The sequence below is a fragment of the Pseudomonas cichorii genome, from assembly GCF_019719005.1.
In the GTDB taxonomy this organism is placed as follows: Bacteria; Pseudomonadota; Gammaproteobacteria; order Pseudomonadales; family Pseudomonadaceae; genus Aquipseudomonas; species Aquipseudomonas cichorii_E.
In genome coordinates, this window is record NZ_JAIGPJ010000011.1 from 139278 (window position 1) to 160047 (window position 20770).

The following is a 20770-nucleotide window of genomic DNA, read 5'->3' on the forward strand; positions in this document are numbered from 1 at the left end:
AAGGTTTTAAACTTTCAATCAGGCGTAGCAGTATCCCTTTTTGAAAAAAAGGTATTGTTGTTGTCGGGTCTTTATTATGCACGCGCCGAAATGTTGACACGCTGTCAGGCGGTCATGTTTATGCGCAGGCATTAAGTAGAGTGGGGGCTAAGTGTGAATACACTTGAGTGTTGAACACCTTCCCTGTGTCGACATAACCATATCCATATTCAAGTACTGAGCGTGCTTGTGTGGCATGTTTATAGCGATTATGTCTGGGGTGTGCAAGCGTTTTGTTACGAATAAAAAGGCCTCACCAGCGCGATAGCGCCGGTGAGGCCCGGGTTTACTTACTTGCCTGAATAAATCTGATCGAACACGCCACCGTCAACAAAGTGGGTCTTTTGCACGGTGCGCCAGTCACCGAAGGTTTTCTCTACGGACAGGAAATCGACTTTCGGGAAACGATCCTTGTACTTGGCCAGCACTGTTGCGTCCCGTGGGCGCAGGTAGTTGTTGGCGGCGATTTCCTGGGCTTCAGGGGACCACAGGTATTTCAGGTAGCCTTCGGCCAGTGCGCGGGACTCTTTCTTGTCCACGACCTTGTCGACCACGCTCACCGGCGGCTCGGCTTCGGCGGAAACGCTTGGATAAACGACTTCAAACTGGTCGCGACCGAACTCGCGGGCGATCATTTCCGCTTCGTTCTCGAAGGTCACCAGCACGTCACCGATCTGGTTGGTCATGAACGTGGTGGTTGCGCCACGGCCACCGGTATCCAGCACCGGTACGTGTTTGAACAACTGGCCGACGAACGTGCGGGCAGCCGCTTCATCGCCGCCGTTCTTCAGGGTGTAACCCCAGGCCGACAGGTAGGTGTAGCGGCCGTTGCCCGAGGTTTTCGGGTTAGGCACGATGACTTCTACGCCATCCTTGATCAGGTCCGGCCAGTCTTTCAGGGCTTTCGGGTTGCCTTTGCGCACGATGAACACCGTGGCAGAAGTGAAGGGCGCGCTGTTGTTCGGCAGACGGGTTACCCAGGTCTTCGGCACCAGTTCGCCATTGTCGGCCAGTGCATTGATGTCGGTGGCCATGTTCATGGTGATGACGTCAGCCGGCAGACCATCGATCACGGAACGCGCCTGCTTGCTCGACCCGCCGAAGGACATCTGCACCGTGACGTCTTCCTTGTGCTCGGCTTTCCAGTGCTTCTGGAAGGCGCTGTTGTAGTCCTTGTAGAAGTCACGCATCACGTCGTAGGAGACGTTGAGCAGGGTCGGAGCGGCCTGTGCGGCGCTGGCAAAAGCCAGACCTGCGGCCAGTAGCGAGGCGGCGAAGATTTTTTTCACTGCGGATTCCTTGAGTTGACAGTCATTCTTATAGGGCTGATGGCGTTATGCCGCGACTATAGCCGCTGAACATTGGCCTCATAAAGATTAAAAACGTATTTGCTTATGCCTGATTTTCCACCTTGGGAAACAGCGCATTACCGCACCGTGAGCAGAAGGCTGCGCCATGCTCATGGTGCTTTTTCACGCACACCGGGCAGTCGTGTTTCAACTGTTCACCGCGCATGGCATTGGCCAGTTCGGCGGTGAATATACCGGTGGGTACGGCAATGATCGAGTAACCGATGATCATCACCACCGACGACACCATCTGCCCCAGCGGCGTCTTGGGCACGATATCGCCAAAACCCACGGTGGTCAGGGTCACGATAGCCCAGTAAATGCCTTTGGGGATGCTGGTGAACCCATGTTGCGGGCCTTCGATCACGTACATCAGGGTGCCGAACACCGTGACCAGGGTCGAGACACTGACCAGAAACACGATGATCTTCTGCTTGCTGCCGCGCAGGGCTTCCACCAGATAGTGCGCCTGCTTCAGGTAAGGGCTGAGCTTGAGCACCCGGAAGATGCGCAGCATGCGGATGATCCGCACGATCAGCAGGTACTGGGCATCGCTGTAGTAGATCGCCAATACCCCCGGCACGATGGCCAGCAGGTCCACCAGACCATAGAAGCTGAAGGCGTACTTCAGCGGCCTCGGCGAGCAGTACAGACGCAGGATGTACTCGATGGCGAAAACCAGCGTAAAGCCCCACTCGATGTAGGTGAGCAGGTCGGCGTAGTCGCGATGAATGTCCTGGATGCTGTCGACCATGGTCACCAGCAGGCTGAGCAGAATGACAACCAGCAGAATCTTGTCAAAACGCCGCCCAGCGGGTGTGTCGGTCTGGAAAATGATGCTGTGCAGCTGCTCGCGGCGGCTGAGGGTGGTGTTCATGTGCTTTCCGGATACAGGATCAATGTCATGCCCCGTAGGAGCGAATTTATTCGCGAGAAGGTATTTCAAGCGACATCTATTGGCCTGATGTATCGCCTTCCCGAATGAATTCGGTCCTACAGAGTGAACAAGATCCTACTGCCAACCCCCACCCAACGCCAGAAACAGATCGATCTGCCCCATGGCCACCTGAGTATTGGCTGCCGCCATCTGTGCGCGCACGTCGGTGTAGGTGCGCGTAGCCTGCAGGTCCGCCAGGAACGAGGCGCGGCCTGCCTTGTAGAAACGGTGGGTCTGGTCGGCGGCTTCCTGTGCCGATTGTTCGGCATCTTTCAAGGCATCGCGGCGGTCCAGCAGGGCGGTGTATTGCGCCAGGCCGGTCTGGGTTTCGCGGATGGCGTTGAGCACCACGCCATCGAAGCGCGCCAGTGCGGCCTGGGTCGAGGCTTCGGCCTGGTGGATGCGTGCCCGTGAGCCGTTGGACGGCACGGTCCAGTTCAGCAACGGGCCGAAGCCCCAGCGGTTGGCTGCCGGTTTGCCAAGGTTTTCGAGGATGCCGATGCTGCCCACGGTCGCACCGATGCTGATGTCCGGGTACAGCTCGCCTGTGGCGACGCCGATCTGCGCGGTGGCCATGGCCAGATGACGTTCGGCCTGACGCACATCGGGGCGGCGCTTGAGCAGGGCGGCGCCATCGCCCACGGGCATGACTTGCGCGATGTGCGGCAGTTCGTTGCAGGTACTGACGCCAGCCGGCAGTTGCTCTACGGGTCTGGCCAGCAGCATCGACAGACGGAACAGCCCGGCCTGGCGCAAGGCCTGGTAGCGGGGCAGTTCGGCGCGCAGGGATTTGAACTGTGTCTGGGAGCGGGTGACCTGGGTTTCATCGCCACGCCCGGCATCGCGCAGGCGTTGGTTGAGGGTCACGCTCTGTTGTTGCAGGTCCAGCGACTCCTGAGCGATGTGCAGCTCTTCATTGGCGGCGCAGACCTGCGTATAGGCCCGCACCACATCGGCCACCAGCGTGATACGCGCCGTATCGGCGGCGGCCTGGCTGGCATCGATATTGGCCTGGGCCGCTTCGATGCCGCGCTGCAAGGTGCCGAACAGGTCGAACTGATAGGACGTGGTCAGCCCCACATCACCGACATTGGCCACCGGCACCTTGTCGGCCAGCAGAAAGGCCTCCCCCGATTCCTGAAGGCGTTGGGCACCCACTTTGGCGCTGTTGGTGAAACCGCCTGCGGCCTGGGCTTCGGCGGTCTGATAGCGGGCGCGTTGCAGGTTGGCGGCGGCGATTCGCAGGTCGGTGTTGGAGGCCATGGCCTGTTGCACCAGTTCATCGAGTCGCGGGTCCTGATACAGACGCCACCAGTGTTCCGGCACCGGTGCCGAAACGGTATTGACCGACTGGCCCGCCAGTTCACCTTGCAGGTCCGGGCGATTGATCGCGCCGTTCCTGGGCAGCTCATAATCCGGCCCGACCATCTGGCAGGCCGACAGCAGCAGACCCAACCCCAGCGTGGCCATGTGCGTGGCGTGTTTCATTGTGCCGCTCCCTGACGGTCGTCGATGATCGAGACCGTCGCCGTGCGCCCGGCGATCATGCGGAAGTCCGCAGGCACTTCGTCAAAGGCGATACGCACCGGGATGCGCTGCGCCAGTCGTACCCAACTGAACGCCGGGTTGACGTTGGGCAACAGGTTCGAGCCGCTGGTGCGGTCGCGGTCTTCGATACCGGCGACGATGCTCACCACATGGCCGGTCAGGCGCGCATTGTCGCCGACCACGCGGATGTCCACGCTCTGGCCGATATGAATGCCATCGAGTTTGGTTTCCTCGAAGTAGCCATCGATGTGGAAGGACGCCGTATCCACCACCGACAACACGGCGCGGCCTGCCGACACGAATTCATGAGGGCGCGGCGCACGGTCGTTGAGGTAGCCGTCCACGGGGCTGCGGATCACCGAGCGATCCAGGTTCAGTTGCGCGGCGTCCACCGCCACTTTGGCTTCATTCAGGGCCGACAGGGCACGGGCTTCCCGGGACTGGCTCTCTTCCAGTTGTTCGCGGGCCACCAGATTGCCCAGGCCCTTGTTGCGCTTGTTCTCCCGGCGCGCCTGTTCCCAGGTTTCCTGGCGTTCGGCAACGGTGGCCTGGGCCTGACGCAAGGCCAGCTGGAAACGGTCCTGATCGATGGTGAACAACACCTGGCCCTTGCTGACCTGCTGGTTGTCGCTGACCTCGACTTTCTGGATCAGACCGGAGACGTCCGGTGCGATCTGCACGATATCGGCACGGATATGCCCGTCACGGGTCCAGGGCGCATACATGTAGTACATCACCATGCGCCAGACGACGACGCAAGCCAGTAGCACAACGAGCAGGGTCAGGACCACGCGGCCCAATGTCAGTAATGGTTTTTTCATGTCATCAGGTATCGACTGAGAGTATCCACGGCGCCGAGCAACAAAGCGTATAGACCTACGTTGAACAAAGCCCGGTGCCACACCAGGCGGTAGAAGTGGGCGCGCGACAAGACGGCGTGCAGCCCCAGAAACAGCAGGTAGGCGATGCCCATGATCGCCAGAAAGGTGGGCACGAAAATGCCGCTGATATCCAGATCACCAATCATGACGGTGCTCCATCGATGCCATAGGGCGGTTGTTCGGTAGCTTCGCCTGCAACGCTGACGATCTCGACGCCCGGCAGCAGCGCCAGACGCAGGCCGCTCAGGGCATGCAGCAGGTGAATGCGCGCCGGGTCCTGGCCCATCCATTGATCGGTGAGTGAGCGACGTGCCCGGTCCATGGTCATCAACAAACCCTTGGGTGCAGGCAGGCGCTCATCGGCCTTGATGCAGGCCTTGAAGTAGCTGCCGACTTCATCCACCACCTGATTGAGCAAGCTCTGGGCAACGAGTGTGGCTCGCGGTGTATAAGCCCGCAGATCGAGGATATTGAGGGCGACCCGCAGTTCACGCAGGGCAATGCCCGTATCCTGGGCCGTGATGGTCAGGCGAGGCAGTTGTTGCATCAGACGGTCGAGCATCTGCACGCCCATGTGCCGGTGCTCGGCCAGTGTGGCCGGTTTGCTCAGGCTCACGATGTCGCGCCAGCTGAAACGGATCAGGCGCTTGAGGGCCAATTCGACGCCGAAGGGGCGGAAAACCAGCGTCCAGATAAAAGCGAACAACAGCCCGGCAGGCCCGGCCAGATTGGCATTGAGGAAGTTCAGGAAGTCGGCGTCATAAGCACTCTGGATGCTGATGAAGGACGAGGTGTTGACGATGGTCAGCAGCGTGCCGAGAAAGAAGCGCGGCTGCACCGTCAGCGTGCCGACGCAAATGAACGGCACGGCAAAGGCCAGCACCAGCATCGGGAAGTCATGCAGGTTGGGCAACACCACGAACAGGTACAGGCTGGCGAACACCACCGACAGCAAGGTCCAGAAGAAGAACCGGTAGATCTGCGGTGCAGGGTCGTCCATGGCGGCAAAAAAGCTGCAAGACACCGCTGCCAGAGCCACCGCGCTGGCGCCGTCTTTCCAGCCCAGCAGTATCCACAGCATTGAAGCGACGATAATTGCCAGCACCGTCGAAACCACCGAATACAGCATCAGGCCGCGATCCAGAAACGGCGTGAGCCGGCCCAGACGCCAGTGCCGGTAGACGGCGCGCCAGGGCGTTTGGTCGTCGGTGTCGATGGCGTATTGCAAGGTGCGGCAGTCCAGCCACAGGTCGATCCATTCCCCCAGTCGATACAGCGCGTTGGAAAGCAGCAGTTGTTCACGCTCATCCAGTTGCCCGGAGTCGGGTTGCAGGCGCTCCAGCTCGCGATGCAGCCATTGCCATTGCTCCAGTTGCGGGCCGTTGGCGGTGTTGCCCAGCCAGTTGCGGGTTTCCACCAGCAACGGCGAGAGGTTGGCCAGCAGCTCAGGCGTGCGGCGCTCCAGTGCCCAGAGTGCGTCGTCCAGTGCATCGATCACCGGCAGCAGGTGAATCATGCGCCCGCGCAGTTCCATGGCATTGCGCACGGTCTGCTTGCGGGTGCCTTCATGGCTCAACTGGCTGATGATCAGCTCCAGCGAGTTGAAGCTGCCGACCATGGAGTTGCGCAGTGCGCCGACTTCTTCGGCCTGGGCACTGCGGCCCAGAAAGCGCTCGCTGTAGGCGCTGGCGTCGCTGAACCATTTTTCTGTGGTGCTCTGAAACACCGGTTTCAGGCGGCGCGGCCAGAACATGGAACCGACCACGGCGGCACAGATGATGCCCAGGAAAATCTCTTCGGTGCGCGATACGGCAATCTCGAAGACCGCTTGCGGGTTGTCCACCACCGGCAGGGAAATCAGCGGCATGGTGTAGCCCGCCAGCATCAGCGCGTAGCTGTTGGCGGTGCGCAGGTGCAGGGAAAGAAACAGCAGGGTTCCGGTCCACAGGCCGATCACGATGGCCAGCAGCAAAGGCGTCTGCACGAACAGCGGCACCAGCAATACCGAGGCAACGGCACCGGCCAGCGTACCGAGGGCCCGGTACAGCGCCTTGGAACTGGTGGGGCCGACGAACGGGCTGGAAACGATATAGACCGTTGCCATGGCCCAGTAAGGTCGAGGCATTTCCATGAGCAGCGCGATATACAGCGCCAGCATGGCGGCGGCGAAGGTGCGCACGCCATAAAACCAGTCGCGGGCTGGCGGGAAACCTGCGAAGAAGCCGTTCACGACTGGCCTGCATTGTCGAGGTGAGCCACATCGGCGAAGGCCTTGCAGACCCGCAAGGTGGCTTCGAGGTCGGCAGCGTCGACGCCCTTGAGCACGTCGGCGCGCAGGCGAGTCAGTTCCTGTTCGATTGCACCGGCCAGCTTGCGGCCATCTTCGGTCAGGCTCAAAGCCTTGGCGCGGCGGTCGTTGGGGTCTTCGGTGCGGCAGACGATGCCGCAGGCGCATAGCTGATCCAGCAGACGCACCAGGGTCGGGCTTTCCATACCGGCGGCCTGGGCCACTTTCACCTGATGCACGCCGTCGCCCAGGCGCGCAATGGCCAGTAGCGGACCTGCACAGGCTTCCGAGATGCCATAGGTGGACAGCGTGGTCTGGCAGATGCGCCGCCATTGGCGGGAGGCGGCGACCATACCGCTGCTGATGGCTCTGTGAAGTGAATCGAGTGACATGGGGAACCGGGGATTTAGTTAGGGATGATATTGTTAGCGAGGATATTAATAGCTTGCTAACTAATAATATCCTGTAACAAAGTCTTTCCGTCAACCGTAAATTTCCCGAGGTTCGTGGCGTCGTGAATCAATTGCCGGGTTTGACCTGATGAATCGGCAGTACCACTTTGAAGGTGGTGCCGCTCCCCACCTGGCTTGAAACGTCGATGCTGCCGCCATGTTTTTTGACGATGCCATAGGAAAGCGACAGCCCTAGACCGGTGCCTTTGCCCACGGGTTTGGTGGTGAAAAAGGGATCGAAGATACGCTGCATGACCTGCGGCTCCATGCCCGAGCCGTTGTCGGCCACCTCCAGCCAGACAGTGTCGCCTTCCTGGCCGCTGCGAATGATGATCTGCCCGCGCTCGCTGCCGATGGCCTGTGCTGCGTTGACCACCAGATTCATCACCACCTGATTGATCTGCGAGGGCAGGCACTCGATCTGTGGCAGGTCGCCGTATTCCTTGATCACATCGGCCTTGTACTTGATTTCATTGGCCGCGATGTTGAGCGTCGAGTCGATGCCCTGATGCAGGTCGGCCCACTGCCATTGCTCGTTGCTGTCGGCCCGTGAGAATGACTTGAGATCCTTGACGATCTTCCCGGCGCGGTCGATGCCTTCCTTGGATTCACTGATCAGCACTGGAATATCGTCGATCAGGTAATCCAGTTCTATGCGTTCGCGCAATCCGGCCAGTCGATCCCGTTCCGGGCCTTGTGCAAGGCTCTGCTCAGCATCCCGATAGGCCAGCAGCATTTCCTTTACCTGGGCGAAATAGTTTTCCAGCGTGCCGAGGTTGGACGAGATGAAGCCGATGGGGTTATTGATTTCATGGGCTACGCCGGCCGCCAGCTGCCCCAGCGAAGCCAGTTTTTCCGATTGCACCAGTTGGCTTTCCAGGTGTTTGCGCTCGTCGATCTGATGTTGCAGTTCTTCACTGGTGCGGGTCAGTTCTTCGGTGCGCTGTTCCACCAGTTGTTCGAGCCGGTCCATCTGCACCGAAGCCAGCTCGGTCATTTCCCATTTGGTGGTGAGCACATTGGCCAGTTGCTGCACTTCAATGTCGTTGAAGGGTTTCTTGCGGGTCAGCAGCCGCTCATGACCTTGCAGGCGATCTATCAGGGTTTCCCACGAATAGTCGGACTGCGCGGTACAGATCACCACTTGCAGGCGCGGGTCGATCTGCCAGAGCTTTTCGATGACCCGCGCATCTTCCGCCAGATGCATGTCGACAAAGGCCAGTGCGTAGGGCTCATCGTCATCCAGCGCCTGCTGCGCCCTGAGCAGGCCGTCTGGCGCGTCGTACACACAATCGAGCAGATAGTGGTGGGTGATGATCGGCATGTCATTGCCGAACAGGGCGGCCTCGATCAGGTAAAGATCCGCCTGGCCGCTGCTGTCTGGCACCAGCGCCTTGCGAAAGTCTTCGTGAGTGGCGGGGGTGGCATCGATCAGGAGAATGCGTCGGTTGGACAGGATTTTCATGGCACACCTGCGGCAACGGTCGAGTGGATGACAGGAAGCGTCCCTGACTGACTTGAGCATAGCGCTGTGGGTGAGCTTTCATCGGAAAAATAATTTCAAAGTGCCACTATTTTTCAATGGCCCACTATGCTCAAGGCAAGATGCAAGCGCATGATGATCTGGCACTTCACAAGAACAAATGTGCCACTACCGCCGAGCGAGGTACTCGCGATGGACGACAAGTCTGTTTCTGCCGGTGCATTCAAGCCGAACGTGCTTCTGGTCGATGACGAAGAGCTGATTCTCAGCAGCCTGCGCCGTCTGCTGCGAACCCAGGGGTACACTATTCACTGCGCCAACAGCGGCGAAGAAGCCCTGAGCATCATGGCGAAACACCCCATCGATCTTGTGATGAGCGACGCGCGCATGCCGCACATGGACGGCTCCACGTTGCTGGCCCGTATCCATGAGCTCTATCCCTCTACCATGCGTTTGCTGCTGACCGGTTATGCGGACCTGGACATGATCGTCAAGGCGATCAACGAAGGGGGTATTCATCGTTACATCAGCAAGCCCTGGAATGACGAGGACATGCTGCTGACCTTGCGTCAGTCCCTGGCCCATCAGCATTCCGAGCGTGAGCGGCAACGTCTCGAACAACTGACCCACGACCAGAACGAAGCGCTGCAACTGCTCAATGCCACCCTGGAGAAGCGCGTGCTGGCGCGTACGTCCGAGGTGCAGCAGACCGCCGACATGCTCGACCTGGCCTACGACGAACTCAAGCACAGCTATGCCACCAGCACCGAGCTATTTTCGTTGCTGGTCAATCAGCGACTGCCGGTGGACAAGCAGACCAATCGGCAGGTTATCGATCTGGTGCGCACTTACTGTCAGGTTCACGGGCTGGATGAAGCCAGCCGACGCGACCTGTGCATGGCGGCCGCGCTGCACAATATCGGCAAGCTCGGCTGGAGCGACAACATGATCGTTTCGCCTGTCGACCAGTTGTCCCACACCGAGCGTGAGCGCTATCGGGATTATCCGAAGCAGAGCGAATCATTGCTCATGACCCTGGACCCCATGCGCGATGCAGCCCGCTTGATTCTGCACCATCAGGAGCACTGGGACGGCACGGGGTTTCCCGACCGGCTCAAGGGCGAGGCGATTCCCTTCGGTTCGCGCCTGCTCAAGCTGGCGGTGGACTTCATCGAGTTGCAGCATGGCCTGATCCTTCAGCGGCGCATGAACAGCGACGAAGCGCTGGTGTTTATTCGCCAGTACAGCGGGCGCTGGTATGACCCAGGTCTGCTGGATGCGTTCATCAAGGCCTGCACGGTCTACCGCTCCGATATCACCCTGGGCGATCCGCTGGTCAAGGCCATGAAACCTCGTGAGTTGAGTGCGGGCATGGTGCTGGCCCGTAACCTCAACGCCGATAACGGCATGCTCCTGCTCAATGCGGGCAAGGTGCTCAGCGAGCTTCTGGTCGAGAAGCTGATTGCCTTCGAGGAAATGGAAGGCGCGACCTATACCGTGTTCATTCGCTTGCCGGAACCTGCTCTTTGCATTGAGTAGGAGCCAATTCATTCGCGAGTGGCCTGTACATTCAAAGGAAATTTATCGCCGGAAGCTATGCGGTCGGGGGCTTTTGCGGGGTTCCAAAGGCGATGAACGGTCGTCAAGACAGTTCAGGGTTTGAAAAGTGCCTCGAATTTTGAAAATAATTGCTACCGTCTGTCGGTAATTTTCCGTAAAAAACGCTCATTTCGGCGATCGCCATTCAAAAAAATGACGCACCCGGTTCTTGACTATTTCCAAATGAATCGCCGCTTAGAGCAAAAAACCCACTTGTCAAACTTTCGATACAAATGACATCAAAGTAATGGCTTTGGGGTTTTTGTGACTTTCTTTTGACGCCAATTTGCCGTGGGTCGATGTTTAAAAAATAAACGTTTCAGCCGATAGTCAGGACGAATCCAGCGGGCGCAGAACGCCCGTTCCAGAGCCATCCTGCCGGTGCCACTGCGCACCTTGCGAGCAACCCCATGATCGACCTCGCCACCTGGAATCTGTCCGTACCTGTCGGGACACCAGCCACTACCATCGACACCCCGAAACTCATGGGTGGCTATGAGGATGGTTATTTCCGCTCAGGAAATACCCTGTTTTTCTGGGCACCGGTTACCGGCTCTACCACGGAAAATGCCAAGTACCCGCGTACCGAGTTGCGCGAGACCACGGCGGATGGTCGAGCCCACAACTGGGCTTACCCGAGTGCGGACAATTTTCTGCGGGCTTCGCTGACCGTCAACCAGGTGCCTTCCAGCGGCAAGATCGTGATTGGCCAGATCCACTGCTACGGCAGCACCGAGCCGTTGCTCAAGGTCGAGTATCAGTACAAGGAAAAACTGCAGACCGGCAATATCGTCGCCAAGTTTCGTCGCAGCCCGGATGCCGAAATCGAAGTGATCATGATCGCCCAAGGGGTTCCGCTCAATGAGCGCTTCAGCTACAGCATCCACCTGACGCCTGGCGGGAGTCTCACGGTCAATGCCTACGACCATATCTGGAACGCCAGCCTGGACTCGACCTGGAGCACCAAGCTGTTCTACTTCAAGGCCGGGGTTTATACCCAGGACAACACCGGTTACACCAACGAAGGTGGCGCGGCGACTTTCTACAAGTTGACCATTGCCCACGACAAGAAGGCTTAACCGGTAAATACCAGGCTGAAGCAGATCCTTCCGGCCTCAGGCTGTGCAACTTCGACGCGACCGCCATGCAAATGCATGATCGCCGCCACGATGGCCAGCCCCAGGCCGTTGGAATCGGAGCTTTCGTGGCGCGATGAGTCGCCACGGTAGAAACGGTCGAACAGCCGGTCCAGGGTTGCAGCGGGCAGTACGGGTCCCTGGTTTTCCACTTCGATCCGCTGTTCATGCTTGAGAGACACGACCCGTACCAGAATCCGGCTGCCTTCGTCGGCATAGCGAATGGCGTTGGCGACCAGATTGCTCAAAGCCCGGCGCAGCAGGATCGGGTCGGCGTCCAGCTTGCCCTGGCCACTGGCATGCAGTTCCAGTTGCCGTTCTTCGGCCAGCCCTTCGAAATAGCCCGTCACTCGTTGCAGTTCGTCCTGCAATTGCAGCGGCTGACGTTCCAGAACCGCCTGGGCCTCGTCGGCACGAGCCAGGAACAGAATGCTTTCCACCAGCCGTGAAATCCGCTCCAGTTCTTCGAGGTTGGAAGCCAGCAAGGCCTGATAGTCATCGACACTGCGAGTCTGGCGCAACGCGACCTGGCAATGCCCCATCAGCGAACCCACCGGCGTGCGGATCTCATGGGCCAGATCGGCGGAAAACTGCGTCAGGCGCTGATAGCCGTCATCCAGCCGGTCGAGCATAGCGTTGAAGGCGTCGCTCAGTTGTTGCAGCTCCACCGGCGTGTTGCGGGTATCGAGGCGGTTGTGCAGGCTTGTCGGGGAGATACCGGCCGCATGGGCTGCCATCTGCCGCAACGGGCGCAAGCCGCGGCGCAACAGCACGTAACCCAGCAAGGCCGTCAGCACAAAGGTCAGCGTCATGGCGGCATAGATGCGTTCGCGAAAACTGGCGAGCATGGCCATTTCCTTGACCATCAGGTGCGCGGCCTGCAGGCGCAACTCCACGCCATTGGACATCGCCTGAACTGACGCCGCCCGCAGCGGCACGCCTTGCAGGCTCATGCCGCTGCGCAGGTCGCTGACACTCAGGGGCTGATCCTGAGCGACCGTTGGCAGTTCCGGCAGTGGCGCGCGTTGCGGGTTCACGGCAATCACCGGCGGTTTGTCCGGTTCGCCGATGATGAAAATGTCTTCTTCGCTGTCGAGCATGTTCTCGAACAACTGCGGGCTGGCCTTGAGGTTGTCCAGGGTCAGGTCATAGCGCAGCAGTTTGCGAAAGTGATCCAGCCGGGCGAGTACCGCATGGTCGCTGCGCTGCATGACGGTCTGCTTGATCGACTGATACAGATACAACCCCGCACCGCCCACGGTGAACATCGCCACCAGCGCAAAGGCCAGGGTCGAGCGCAGGGTCAGGGAAGGCTGGCGTCCGGGTTGCATGGCCGTACCTCGCAGACGTAACCGATGCCGCGCACGGTATGGATGAGCTTGATCGGGTAGGGCAGGTCGACCTTGCTGCGCAGGCGCTTTATGGCCACATCCACCACATTGGTGTCGCTGTCGAAATTCATGTCCCAGACTTCGGAGGCGATCTGTGCCCTGGACAACACATCGCCTTCGCGGCGCAACAACAGATGCAGCAGCGCGAACTCCTTGTTGGTCAGGACAATGACCTGTTGCTGGCGGGTAACACGGCGGCGCAGCAGGTCCAGTTCCAGATCGGCCAGATGGAAATGATCGGCCTCACGCACCACGCCCCGGCGCAGGATGGTGCGGATGCGCAGCAGCAGTTCGGTAAAGGAGAAGGGCTTGACCAGATAATCGTCGGCACCCAGCTCCAAGCCGCGAATCCGGTCCTGCAATTGATCCCGTGCGGTGAGAAACAGCACCGGCACATCCTGTTTTGCGCGCAGCACTTCGATGATCTGCCAGCCATCGATGCCGGGCAGCATCACGTCCAGCACGATCAGGTCGTAACGGTTTTCCAGCGCCATGTGCAGGCCGTCTGCACCATGTTGTGCCCAGTCGACCTGATAGCCGGATTCGCCGAGGCCCTTTTTCAGGTACTCGCCGGTCTTGGTGTCGTCTTCAATCAGCAGGATATGCATCGTGATGCTGGCTACACTCTGGCAGGCGCCTTCAGTCGCGCCGGTGCCGGCAGTCTAACCAGTTGCCAGCGGCGAGTCGGTGACATTTTTGTCATTGATTGGCTCGGTTTCGTGAATGACAAAAATGTCATTGGCGGGTCATTTTGCAGTACCGGTAGCAAGGGAATGATGGTGCTCCATTCAATCTGCCAGGGAATAACCGATGAAGACTGCGCTTTCCACTACCTTCGGCCTGTTGTTGCTCAGTGCCGCTGTCATGACCCAGGCCGCTGATCTGCCGGTGGTCAAACCGATGCGTGGCACGGTCGAGAGCCTTCAGGCCGACACCTTGAATTTCACCACTCGTGCCGGCCAGCACCAGAGCATTCAACTGACCGAAAAGACCGGCATCCGTCTGGTCTCCAAGGCTGATCTGGACACCATCAAGCCGGAAAGCTTCGTCGGCTCGGCAGCCATTCCCCAGGCTGACGGTACGCTCAAGGCGCTGGAAGTCACCGTGTTTGAAGCCAGCCTCAAAGGCAGCGGTGAAGGCCATTACGGCTGGGAAAACGCCGATGGCAGTACTGGCACCATGACCAATGGCACGGTGGGCACTTTGTCCAAAGCCAATGGCCGCACCTTGAGCGTGCTCTACAAGGGCGGCGAGAAACAGTTGGTGGTGCCTGAAGATGTGCCGATTGCCTACGTCGAACCGGGCCAGCGCAGTGAATTGAAAGCAGGCGCGAAGATCGTGCTGTTCCCGGCCGACGACGGCAAATCCGCTCGCGGGGTTGCCGTGGGCAAGGATGGGTACACCCCACCGATGTGATCGAACGCGCGTAGGAGATCACACGTCGCCTTGGCACCGCGCTTTCGCGCAGCAAACAGAGGACGGTGTAGGAGCGCGCTTGCCCGCGACCGGCTGCGTAGCAGTCGTAGATTTTTGCGAGCGCTTCGCACTCGATCGCGGGCAAGCGCGCTCCTACAGAAAAGCGTTTTAATTCATGGCGTTGCGTTTATTTTTGATGAGAGCGATTGTAGGTAGAGAAAATCATGAAAACCCGTCCCATTCATCCCTGGCCCGTGCGCCTGACTCATTGGGTCAATGCCGTGGGCATGGTCTGCATGTTCATGAGCGGCTGGGCGATTTATAACGCTGCGCCGCTGATGGCTTTTACCTTTCCCAAATCACTCACCCTTGGCGGCTGGCTGGGTGGTTCGATTGCCTGGCACTTTGCGGTGATGTGGCTGCTGGTGATCAATGGCCTGATGTATGTGCTGTATGGCGTGTTCAGTCGCCACTTCAAGCGTGACCTGCTGCCGGTACGTCCCGCCGAGGTAAAGCGCGATATTGCCGATGCCTTGCGCTTTCGTCTGGCACATATCAAAGGTCGCTACAACGCCGTGCAACGCCTGATGTACTGGCTGGTGCTGGCCATGGGCGTATTGATCGTGCTGTCCGGGCTGGCGATGTGGAAACCGGTGCAGTTTCAGGAACTGGCCAGCCTGATGGGCGGCTACGACGCTGCCCGCTGGGTGCATTTCGGTGCGATGTCGGCCATCGGCGCATTCGTCATCGCTCATCTGGCATTGGTCGTGCTGGTCCCGCGCACCTTGTTGCCCATGATTACTGGCGGGCGTCTGCCGGCTGAAAACGGAAACCCCGGCCATGAATGAACCTCGTAAACGCATCACCCAGCGCATCCGTCTGGAGCCTGCACAACAGACTCAACTGGTGGATATCCAGCGCCGCTCGTTCCTGCGCGCCGGGCTGACCGTGGGTGCCATGTCGATGCTGACCGGCTGCAATCTGCAGGACGGCGATCAGGTGGACAGAGTGCTGTGGGCCATGTCGCGCTGGAACGACCGGGTTCAGGCCTGGCTGTTCAACGGCCAGAAACTGGCACCGACCTACAGCAAGGCGCAGATCACCAATCCGTTCCCGTTCAATGCCTTTTACCCGGAATACAACGTGCCCGAGGTGGAACTGTCCGACTATCGGCTGGCGGTGTCGGGGCTGGTGCGCGACAAGCAGCCATGGACGCTGGAAGCCCTGCGCAAACTGCCGCAACGCACCGATATCACACGGCTTATCTGCATCGAAGGCTGGAGCGCCATCGGGCAGTGGGGCGGCGTGCCGCTCAGGACGTTTCTGGAATATATCGGTGCGGACACCACGGCGCGTTTTGTCGGCTTCAAGTGTGCCGACCGTTACTACTCAAGCCTGGACATGCCCACGGCCCTGCATCCCCAGACCTTGCTGGCCCTGGACTTCGGCGAAGTCGCCTTGCCGCCCGATTACGGCTACCCGTTGCGGGTCCGGGTGCCCACCAAGCTGGGCTTCAAGAACCCCAAGCACATCGTCGAGATCATCGTGAGCAACGAAAACCCCGGCGGGTATTGGGAGGATCAGGGGTATAACTGGTTTAGCGGGATTTGAGGGTTCGCTGGTTTCTTCGCGGATAAATCCGCTCCTACAAATTGTGTAGGAGCGAATTCATTCGCGAAGAGGTCGACTCAATTCAGGCCCAGTTTCCCGCGCAAGGTCGACAGGTCTTCGGCCAGTGTATTGACCGGGCCGACCAGGGCCTTGCGGTCGTTTTCCTTCACTTTGTCATAGGTTTCGAAACCGCCATCCCTGGTCTTGTACTTGGCCAGGATCTTGTCCACAGTGGCGAAGTTCTTGTCGACTTTGGTGGCAAAGGCCTTGTCCTGTTTCTCGATCTGCGGACGGAACAGGTCGACGATTTTCTTCGCGCCGTCGATGTTGCCCTGGAAGTCATACAGATCGGTGTGGCTATAGCGGTCTTCTTCGCCGGAGATCTTGGTGGCGGCGACTTCTTCCAGCAATGCAGCAGCACCGCCGACGACTTTCTCGGGCGGGAAGGTCAGGTCAGTCACGCGGGCTTGCAGGTCGTTCACGTCGGCCATCAGCTTGTCGGCAATCGGGCCCTGGTCCTGGGTGGTGTTCTGCGAGAACAGGGCATATTCCAGACGATGGAAACCGGTGAAGTCTTCGGCTTCAACGCCTTGCTCGTGGTCGTCCACACGGGAGTCGATGGACGCATCCAGGTCACTGAACAGCTCGGCAATCGGCTCTACCGACTCGTAGTAGACACGAGTTGGCGCGTACAGCTTCTTGGCGGTGGCGATGTCGCCTTTCTTGACCGCATCGGTGAATTCTTTGGTGTGGCTGACCAGTTCATCGATGTTTTCGGTGACGTAGATTTTGTAGTCCGAAACCGGGCCGACCAGGTCCAGCGGCGCGGTGGCGGCGAACGCCGCCAGCGGGGTCTGAAGCAGTCCAAGGGTCAGCAGCAAGGCCAGAGGCGTCTTTTTCATGGGTGTCTTCCGGGTCAGGTGATTGAAGGTCATGCGGTTTGGGCAGTCGCTGAGGCGGCCAGCAATGAGCGGCCGATAAAATCCTTGTCGCCGGTCACGCCGGGCAGGGTGAAGAAATAGCCGCCGCCGAAAGGCTTGAGGTATTCCTCCAATGGCTCGCCGTTGAGGCGGGTCTGCACGGTGATGAAGCCTTTTTCCAGATCGCTCTGGTAGCAGATGAACAGCAGGCCCATGTCGAGCTGGCCGTTCTTGTTGACGCCGTTGGAGTAGTTGAACGGACGACGCAGGATCAGGTTGCGCTGGGTTTCCGGCGTGCGCGGGTTGGCCAGGCGGATGTGCGAGTCCATGCGGGTTTTCTTGCCGTGGGGGTCGGCCGCGTAGTTCGGCACGTCGCTTTCCACCTTGCCGTCCATGGGAGCGCCAGTGCTTTTGGTGCGGCCGAAAATGGATTCCTGTTCCTGCAAGGGCGTGCGGTCCCAGCGCTCGACGAAGTTGCGGATGAGCCGCACCGCCTGATAGCTGCCATTGGCGGCCCAGGCCGGTTCGTCGCTGCCGGGCTGGACCCAGACCAGTTCGTTCATGGTCTTCTGGTTGTTGGAATCCGGGTTGGCCGAGCCGTCACGGAAGCCCAGGAAGTTGCGCGCACTTTCCGCTGGCTGGCCTGGCTTTTTAGGGGCCTGGGCCGGCACCGTGCCTTCCTGTTTCCAGCGCACCAGCAGCAGGTCCGGCAGGTTTTTCACGATGTCGCGCAGGGCGTGAATGTTGGTGTCCGGCGTGTTGGAGCAGAACTGGATGCTCAGGTCGCCGTGGCAACTGCTGGCTTCCAGCGCATCGTTGGGGAAACCTGTCATGCGGCTCAGGCGCTTGGGTTTGATGGCAGTCAGGCCAAAGCGCTCATCGAACAGCGACTCGCCTACTGACACGGTGATGGTCAGGTTGTCGGGGGTGACCACCGGGCCAAGAATGCCCGAGTCCAGCGGTGGCAGTTTCGGATCGACTTCAGCCACCGGGCCGCCGATCATCAGGAAAGCGATGCGCTCGTTGAGGGTGCGGAACATCCGCTCCAGGTCTTCACGGTCGGCGGCCAGCACATCGAAGGCCACCAACATGCCCGCCGCCGGACGCGGGTTGACGATGCCGTTCTGGTGGATGCCATGGAACGCATTGTGGTCCTGGGTCTTGTCGCTGTTCGGCGCTTCGGTGACCTGGGCGGTGGCAGCGGCCAGGGCGTTGCCGCTCAGGCTGCTGCCTGCCAGCGCGGCACCGGCGGCACCGAGCCCCAGCAGAACGCGGCGACGCTGAAGGGAGTGGGGCGCGTTATCGGATTCCGGATTTTTCATCGTAGTCACTTGTTCACATCTGTCAGAGGTCGGAGAGGCCGAGGGCCGAGTCGATTCCGTTGAGCGCATCTGCCAGAGCCTTGGCCTTGTCGGCAATTGCCTGGCGCTGTGCTGCATCGACCTGATCGTAAGGGCGGTAGCCGTTATCGGTTTTCAGCGCCTTGAGTTGTTCATCCAGCGCAGCCGATGCGCTGTCGATATTCTGCAATTGGGTGCCCGCGCTCTTGGCCAGCAGCGGACGCAGCAGGTCGATGACCTTGCGTGTGCCTTCCAGGTTGGCGGCGAAGCCATTGAGGTCGCTGTGGCTGTAGCGCTCTTCTTCACCCTTGCTGCGCACTTCCGCCAGGCTGTGCATGTTGCGGGCGACGATATCGGCCAGTTGCTCCGGCGCGAGTGTCTGGGCCAGCAGTTGCTGCTTGAGGCTGGCGACATCGGTTTGCAGACGTTGCGCCACAGGTGTCAGGCCTTCGACGCTGTGCTGCTGGAACAGGCCGTACTCGACGCGATGGAAGCCGCCGAAGCCTGGGTCCTGTTCGCGTTTTTCGTAGTAGTCGGCGCGGGCGTTGATGGCGTTGTCCAGCTCGGCCAGACGTTGTGCAGCAGGAGCAATGCGCTGATACAGCGTGCGGGCCGGGGTGTACGCTGCTTGTGCTGCGCTCAGGTCACCGGCTTCGATGGCCTGTTGCAAGGCGGTGACGGCCTTGATCAGCGCCGAGCTTTGCTGGCTCAGGTACACGCGGTATTCGGACAGCGGGCCGATAAACGCCACCATGGACGGACGCGCTTTTGCCTTGGCTTCAGACTCGGCGGTCGGGGTGACATGCAAGGTACCGCGCGGGTTGCTCAGCAGGCCGCAGGTGATGGCGTAGTCGCCGGGTTGCAGGTTGGCGTTGATTACCTGACTCAGGCCGGGCGCGATGTTTTCACGCTCTTCCACCACCAGCACGCCATCGAGGATTTCCCATTCCACAGCACGTTCAGAGCGGTTGACGATGCGAAAGGCGTTCTTGCCAGCAGGCACGGTCAGTGCGTTGGGCTCACAGTTGTGGGCGTGGATATTGACCACTGTTTCATTGCCGCTGTTGGCAGCCCGTTTTTTCGAAGCCACCTGGGAGGCGTAGTAGAACAGGCCGCCGGCAGCGATCATCAGGATCACGGAGCCGGCAACTGCCAGTCGCAAGGCGCGGGGAGGCCTGGCTTTCCCGGAAAGCTCAGAGGAAGGGTTCGACATGTAGGCCCTTATTCGTTTGTGACGGAAGTGGGTGAGGGCTGCTGTTTTTCTGCCGGGGTGTGGGGCAGAAAGAACAGCACCAGCGCGCCGATCAGATAGATCAGGTAAGCGCTCAGGGTGCTGACGGTCGGCGCATCCTGATAACCGAACATGCCGGCCAGTATCGAACCGAGCGGGCCGTCCATCGGCAGGGTTGCGCTGAGGTCGATGACCACATCCTGCAAGTGATTCCACACGCCGGCTTCATGCAACGCCTGCACGGAGTTGGACAGAATCCCGGCAGCAACCACAAGGATGAACAGCCCGGTCCAGCGGAAGAACAGGCCGAGGTTCAGGCGCATGCTGCCGCTGTAGATCGCCACGCCGAAACCGATGGCCAGCAGCAGGCCGAGCAGGGCACCCAAGGGCGCGCTGGTGCCTTCGCTCTGCTGGAAGACGGCGAGCAGGAAGAAAACGGTTTCCAGCCCTTCGCGGGCCACGGCGAAGAACACCATGGCGATCAGGGCGTAAGTCTGGTTTTTCGAGCCGGCGAGGGCAGCGTCCAGTGAGGCGTGCAGGGCGTGCTTGATGGAACGCGCCACCTTGCGCATCCAGAACACCATGGAGCTGAGAATGCCGACCGCTATCAGGCCGACGATGCCCTCGAACAGCTCTTGCTGCTTTTGCGGGAATTCGGCGCTCATCAGCTCAAGGCCTCCGCCGACGAACAGGGCCAGGGCGGCGGCGAGGAATACGCCGATCCAGACCGCAGGCATCCACTCGCCGCGGCCGGTCTGTTTCAGGTAACTGGCGATGATGCCAACGATAAGCGCGGCTTCAATACCTTCGCGCAGCATGATCAAAAACGGAACAAGCATGGTTCACCGGGGTAAAGGCTTCGGGGTGAGGTGTTCCAGCGGGCTGTTTGGCTGAAACAATAAGTAACATAATGATACTCATTCCCGAATGAGAGCCAGTTGTTTTTCCGGTGATGCCGATGCTGTTCAGGTCAGGTTCAGGTAGAGAGAGCGGCGATTCCGTAGGAGCGAATTCATTCGCGAAGACAGTGTTTCAAACGACATATATCTGTCGGATGTACCTGACCTTCGCGAATGAATTCGCTCCTTGTATGTTGATCTGCACCCAACGAGAGAGGCTAGGCTTGGAGGGTGATATCAACAAGATGTGT

At 59.7% G+C, this 20770-nt stretch carries 19 protein-coding genes; 5 read left to right on the forward strand and 14 right to left on the reverse strand.

Annotated elements, in window-relative coordinates; translation table 11 throughout:
• Positions 1-329: 329 nt before the first annotated feature.
• The 8 genes from K5D32_RS11290 to K5D32_RS11325 form a co-directional block, all read right to left on the reverse strand.
• A complete protein-coding gene (locus K5D32_RS11290) occupies positions 330-1328 on the reverse strand; it encodes a sulfate ABC transporter substrate-binding protein (protein WP_221594653.1) in 999 nt (332 codons plus the stop codon).
• A gap of 103 nt (positions 1329-1431) precedes the next feature.
• Positions 1432-2265 (reverse strand): ion transporter, encoded by an 834-nt coding sequence (locus tag K5D32_RS11295; protein WP_221575721.1) that lies wholly within the window; start codon positions 2263-2265, stop codon positions 1432-1434.
• Between the two features lie 135 nt (positions 2266-2400).
• Positions 2401-3813, reverse strand: coding sequence for an efflux transporter outer membrane subunit (locus K5D32_RS11300; RefSeq protein WP_221600269.1), 1413 nt, complete (start codon positions 3811-3813; stop codon positions 2401-2403).
• Complete coding sequence (locus K5D32_RS11305; RefSeq protein ID WP_221594651.1) at positions 3810-4694, reverse strand: HlyD family secretion protein; 885 nt, start codon at positions 4692-4694, stop codon at positions 3810-3812. Before K5D32_RS11305 ends, K5D32_RS11300 begins: the two co-directional genes overlap by 4 nt.
• Entirely contained in the window at positions 4691-4900 is a 210-nt protein-coding gene (locus K5D32_RS11310) for a DUF1656 domain-containing protein (protein WP_025260844.1), read from the reverse strand. Before K5D32_RS11310 ends, K5D32_RS11305 begins: the two co-directional genes overlap by 4 nt.
• Complete coding sequence (locus tag K5D32_RS11315; RefSeq protein ID WP_221600270.1) at positions 4897-6984, reverse strand: FUSC family protein; 2088 nt, start codon at positions 6982-6984, stop codon at positions 4897-4899. Before K5D32_RS11315 ends, K5D32_RS11310 begins: the two co-directional genes overlap by 4 nt.
• A complete protein-coding gene (locus K5D32_RS11320) occupies positions 6981-7433 on the reverse strand; it encodes a MarR family winged helix-turn-helix transcriptional regulator (RefSeq protein WP_221575726.1) in 453 nt (150 codons plus the stop codon). Before K5D32_RS11320 ends, K5D32_RS11315 begins: the two co-directional genes overlap by 4 nt.
• 127 nt (positions 7434-7560) lie before the next feature.
• Entirely contained in the window at positions 7561-8958 is a 1398-nt protein-coding gene (locus K5D32_RS11325; RefSeq protein WP_221575727.1) for an ATP-binding protein, read from the reverse strand.
• A 210-nt stretch (positions 8959-9168) separates the two neighbouring features.
• Between K5D32_RS11325 and K5D32_RS11330 the strand changes: the two genes are divergently transcribed.
• Entirely contained in the window at positions 9169-10515 is a 1347-nt protein-coding gene (locus K5D32_RS11330) for an HD domain-containing phosphohydrolase (RefSeq protein WP_221600272.1), read from the forward strand.
• A gap of 470 nt (positions 10516-10985) precedes the next feature.
• The gene (locus tag K5D32_RS11335; RefSeq protein ID WP_221594647.1) at positions 10986-11654 is read left to right on the forward strand and encodes a polysaccharide lyase family 7 protein; all 669 of its coding nucleotides are present in this window, start codon (positions 10986-10988) and stop codon (positions 11652-11654) included.
• Here K5D32_RS11335 and K5D32_RS11340 read toward each other — a convergent pair.
• Both K5D32_RS11340 and K5D32_RS11345 read right to left on the reverse strand, forming a co-directional pair.
• Positions 11651-13042 (reverse strand): heavy metal sensor histidine kinase, encoded by a 1392-nt coding sequence (locus K5D32_RS11340; protein WP_221600274.1) that lies wholly within the window; start codon positions 13040-13042, stop codon positions 11651-11653. The genes K5D32_RS11335 and K5D32_RS11340 overlap by 4 nt on opposite strands.
• Positions 13015-13710, reverse strand: coding sequence for a heavy metal response regulator transcription factor (locus K5D32_RS11345; protein ID WP_201004637.1), 696 nt, complete (start codon positions 13708-13710; stop codon positions 13015-13017). The genes K5D32_RS11340 and K5D32_RS11345 overlap by 28 nt, the downstream gene beginning before the upstream one ends.
• A gap of 202 nt (positions 13711-13912) precedes the next feature.
• Between K5D32_RS11345 and K5D32_RS11350 the strand changes: the two genes are divergently transcribed.
• From K5D32_RS11350 to K5D32_RS11360, 3 genes are all read left to right on the forward strand, one after another.
• The gene (locus K5D32_RS11350; protein ID WP_201018466.1) at positions 13913-14518 is read left to right on the forward strand and encodes a hypothetical protein; all 606 of its coding nucleotides are present in this window, start codon (positions 13913-13915) and stop codon (positions 14516-14518) included.
• Positions 14519-14742: 224 nt separating this feature from the next.
• Entirely contained in the window at positions 14743-15366 is a 624-nt protein-coding gene (locus tag K5D32_RS11355) for a cytochrome b/b6 domain-containing protein (protein ID WP_221600276.1), read from the forward strand.
• Positions 15359-16129: a molybdopterin-dependent oxidoreductase gene (locus K5D32_RS11360; RefSeq protein WP_221600278.1), complete on the forward strand. Its 771-nt coding sequence runs from the start codon at positions 15359-15361 to the stop codon at positions 16127-16129. The genes K5D32_RS11355 and K5D32_RS11360 overlap by 8 nt, the downstream gene beginning before the upstream one ends.
• A 77-nt stretch (positions 16130-16206) precedes the next feature.
• Here K5D32_RS11360 and efeO (K5D32_RS11365) read toward each other — a convergent pair whose 3' ends face one another.
• From efeO (K5D32_RS11365) to efeU, 4 genes are read right to left on the reverse strand one after another with little or no spacing between them, the layout of a single operon-like run.
• The gene (efeO, locus tag K5D32_RS11365) at positions 16207-17031 is read right to left on the reverse strand and encodes an iron uptake system protein EfeO (RefSeq protein WP_221600280.1); all 825 of its coding nucleotides are present in this window, start codon (positions 17029-17031) and stop codon (positions 16207-16209) included.
• Between the two features lie 29 nt (positions 17032-17060).
• Positions 17061-18371 (reverse strand): iron uptake transporter deferrochelatase/peroxidase subunit, encoded by a 1311-nt coding sequence (efeB, locus tag K5D32_RS11370; protein ID WP_221600282.1) that lies wholly within the window; start codon positions 18369-18371, stop codon positions 17061-17063.
• Positions 18372-18393: 22 nt separating this feature from the next.
• Positions 18394-19602, reverse strand: coding sequence for an iron uptake system protein EfeO (efeO, locus tag K5D32_RS11375; RefSeq protein WP_221600285.1), 1209 nt, complete (start codon positions 19600-19602; stop codon positions 18394-18396).
• 8 nt (positions 19603-19610) lie between these two features.
• Positions 19611-20459, reverse strand: a complete 849-nt coding sequence (efeU, locus tag K5D32_RS11380; RefSeq protein WP_221575737.1) for an iron uptake transporter permease EfeU — start codon at positions 20457-20459, stop codon at positions 19611-19613.
• Between the last annotated feature and the right edge of the window lie 311 nt (positions 20460-20770).

Excerpts from the sequence above, each read along its gene's own strand:
- efeO (WP_221600280.1), bottom strand. The coding sequence starts at position 17,031 with ATGAAAAAGACGCCTCTGGCCTTGCTGCTGACCCTTGGACTGCTTCAG.
- K5D32_RS11350 (WP_201018466.1), top strand. The coding sequence starts at position 13,913 with ATGAAGACTGCGCTTTCCACTACCTTCGGCCTGTTGTTGCTCAGTGCC.
- K5D32_RS11340 (WP_221600274.1), bottom strand. The coding sequence starts at position 13,042 with ATGCAACCCGGACGCCAGCCTTCCCTGACCCTGCGCTCGACCCTGGCC.
- K5D32_RS11345 (WP_201004637.1), bottom strand. The coding sequence starts at position 13,710 with ATGCATATCCTGCTGATTGAAGACGACACCAAGACCGGCGAGTACCTG.
- K5D32_RS11330 (WP_221600272.1), top strand. The coding sequence starts at position 9,169 with ATGGACGACAAGTCTGTTTCTGCCGGTGCATTCAAGCCGAACGTGCTT.
- efeO (WP_221600285.1), bottom strand. The coding sequence starts at position 19,602 with ATGTCGAACCCTTCCTCTGAGCTTTCCGGGAAAGCCAGGCCTCCCCGC.
- K5D32_RS11305 (WP_221594651.1), bottom strand. The coding sequence starts at position 4,694 with ATGAAAAAACCATTACTGACATTGGGCCGCGTGGTCCTGACCCTGCTC.
- K5D32_RS11300 (WP_221600269.1), bottom strand. The coding sequence starts at position 3,813 with ATGAAACACGCCACGCACATGGCCACGCTGGGGTTGGGTCTGCTGCTG.
- K5D32_RS11310 (WP_025260844.1), bottom strand. The coding sequence starts at position 4,900 with ATGATTGGTGATCTGGATATCAGCGGCATTTTCGTGCCCACCTTTCTG.
- efeU (WP_221575737.1), bottom strand. The coding sequence starts at position 20,459 with ATGCTTGTTCCGTTTTTGATCATGCTGCGCGAAGGTATTGAAGCCGCG.
- K5D32_RS11355 (WP_221600276.1), top strand. The coding sequence starts at position 14,743 with ATGAAAACCCGTCCCATTCATCCCTGGCCCGTGCGCCTGACTCATTGG.
- K5D32_RS11335 (WP_221594647.1), top strand. The coding sequence starts at position 10,986 with ATGATCGACCTCGCCACCTGGAATCTGTCCGTACCTGTCGGGACACCA.
- K5D32_RS11360 (WP_221600278.1), top strand. The coding sequence starts at position 15,359 with ATGAATGAACCTCGTAAACGCATCACCCAGCGCATCCGTCTGGAGCCT.
- efeB (WP_221600282.1), bottom strand. The coding sequence starts at position 18,371 with ATGAAAAATCCGGAATCCGATAACGCGCCCCACTCCCTTCAGCGTCGC.
- K5D32_RS11325 (WP_221575727.1), bottom strand. The coding sequence starts at position 8,958 with ATGAAAATCCTGTCCAACCGACGCATTCTCCTGATCGATGCCACCCCC.
- K5D32_RS11320 (WP_221575726.1), bottom strand. The coding sequence starts at position 7,433 with ATGTCACTCGATTCACTTCACAGAGCCATCAGCAGCGGTATGGTCGCC.
- K5D32_RS11295 (WP_221575721.1), bottom strand. The coding sequence starts at position 2,265 with ATGAACACCACCCTCAGCCGCCGCGAGCAGCTGCACAGCATCATTTTC.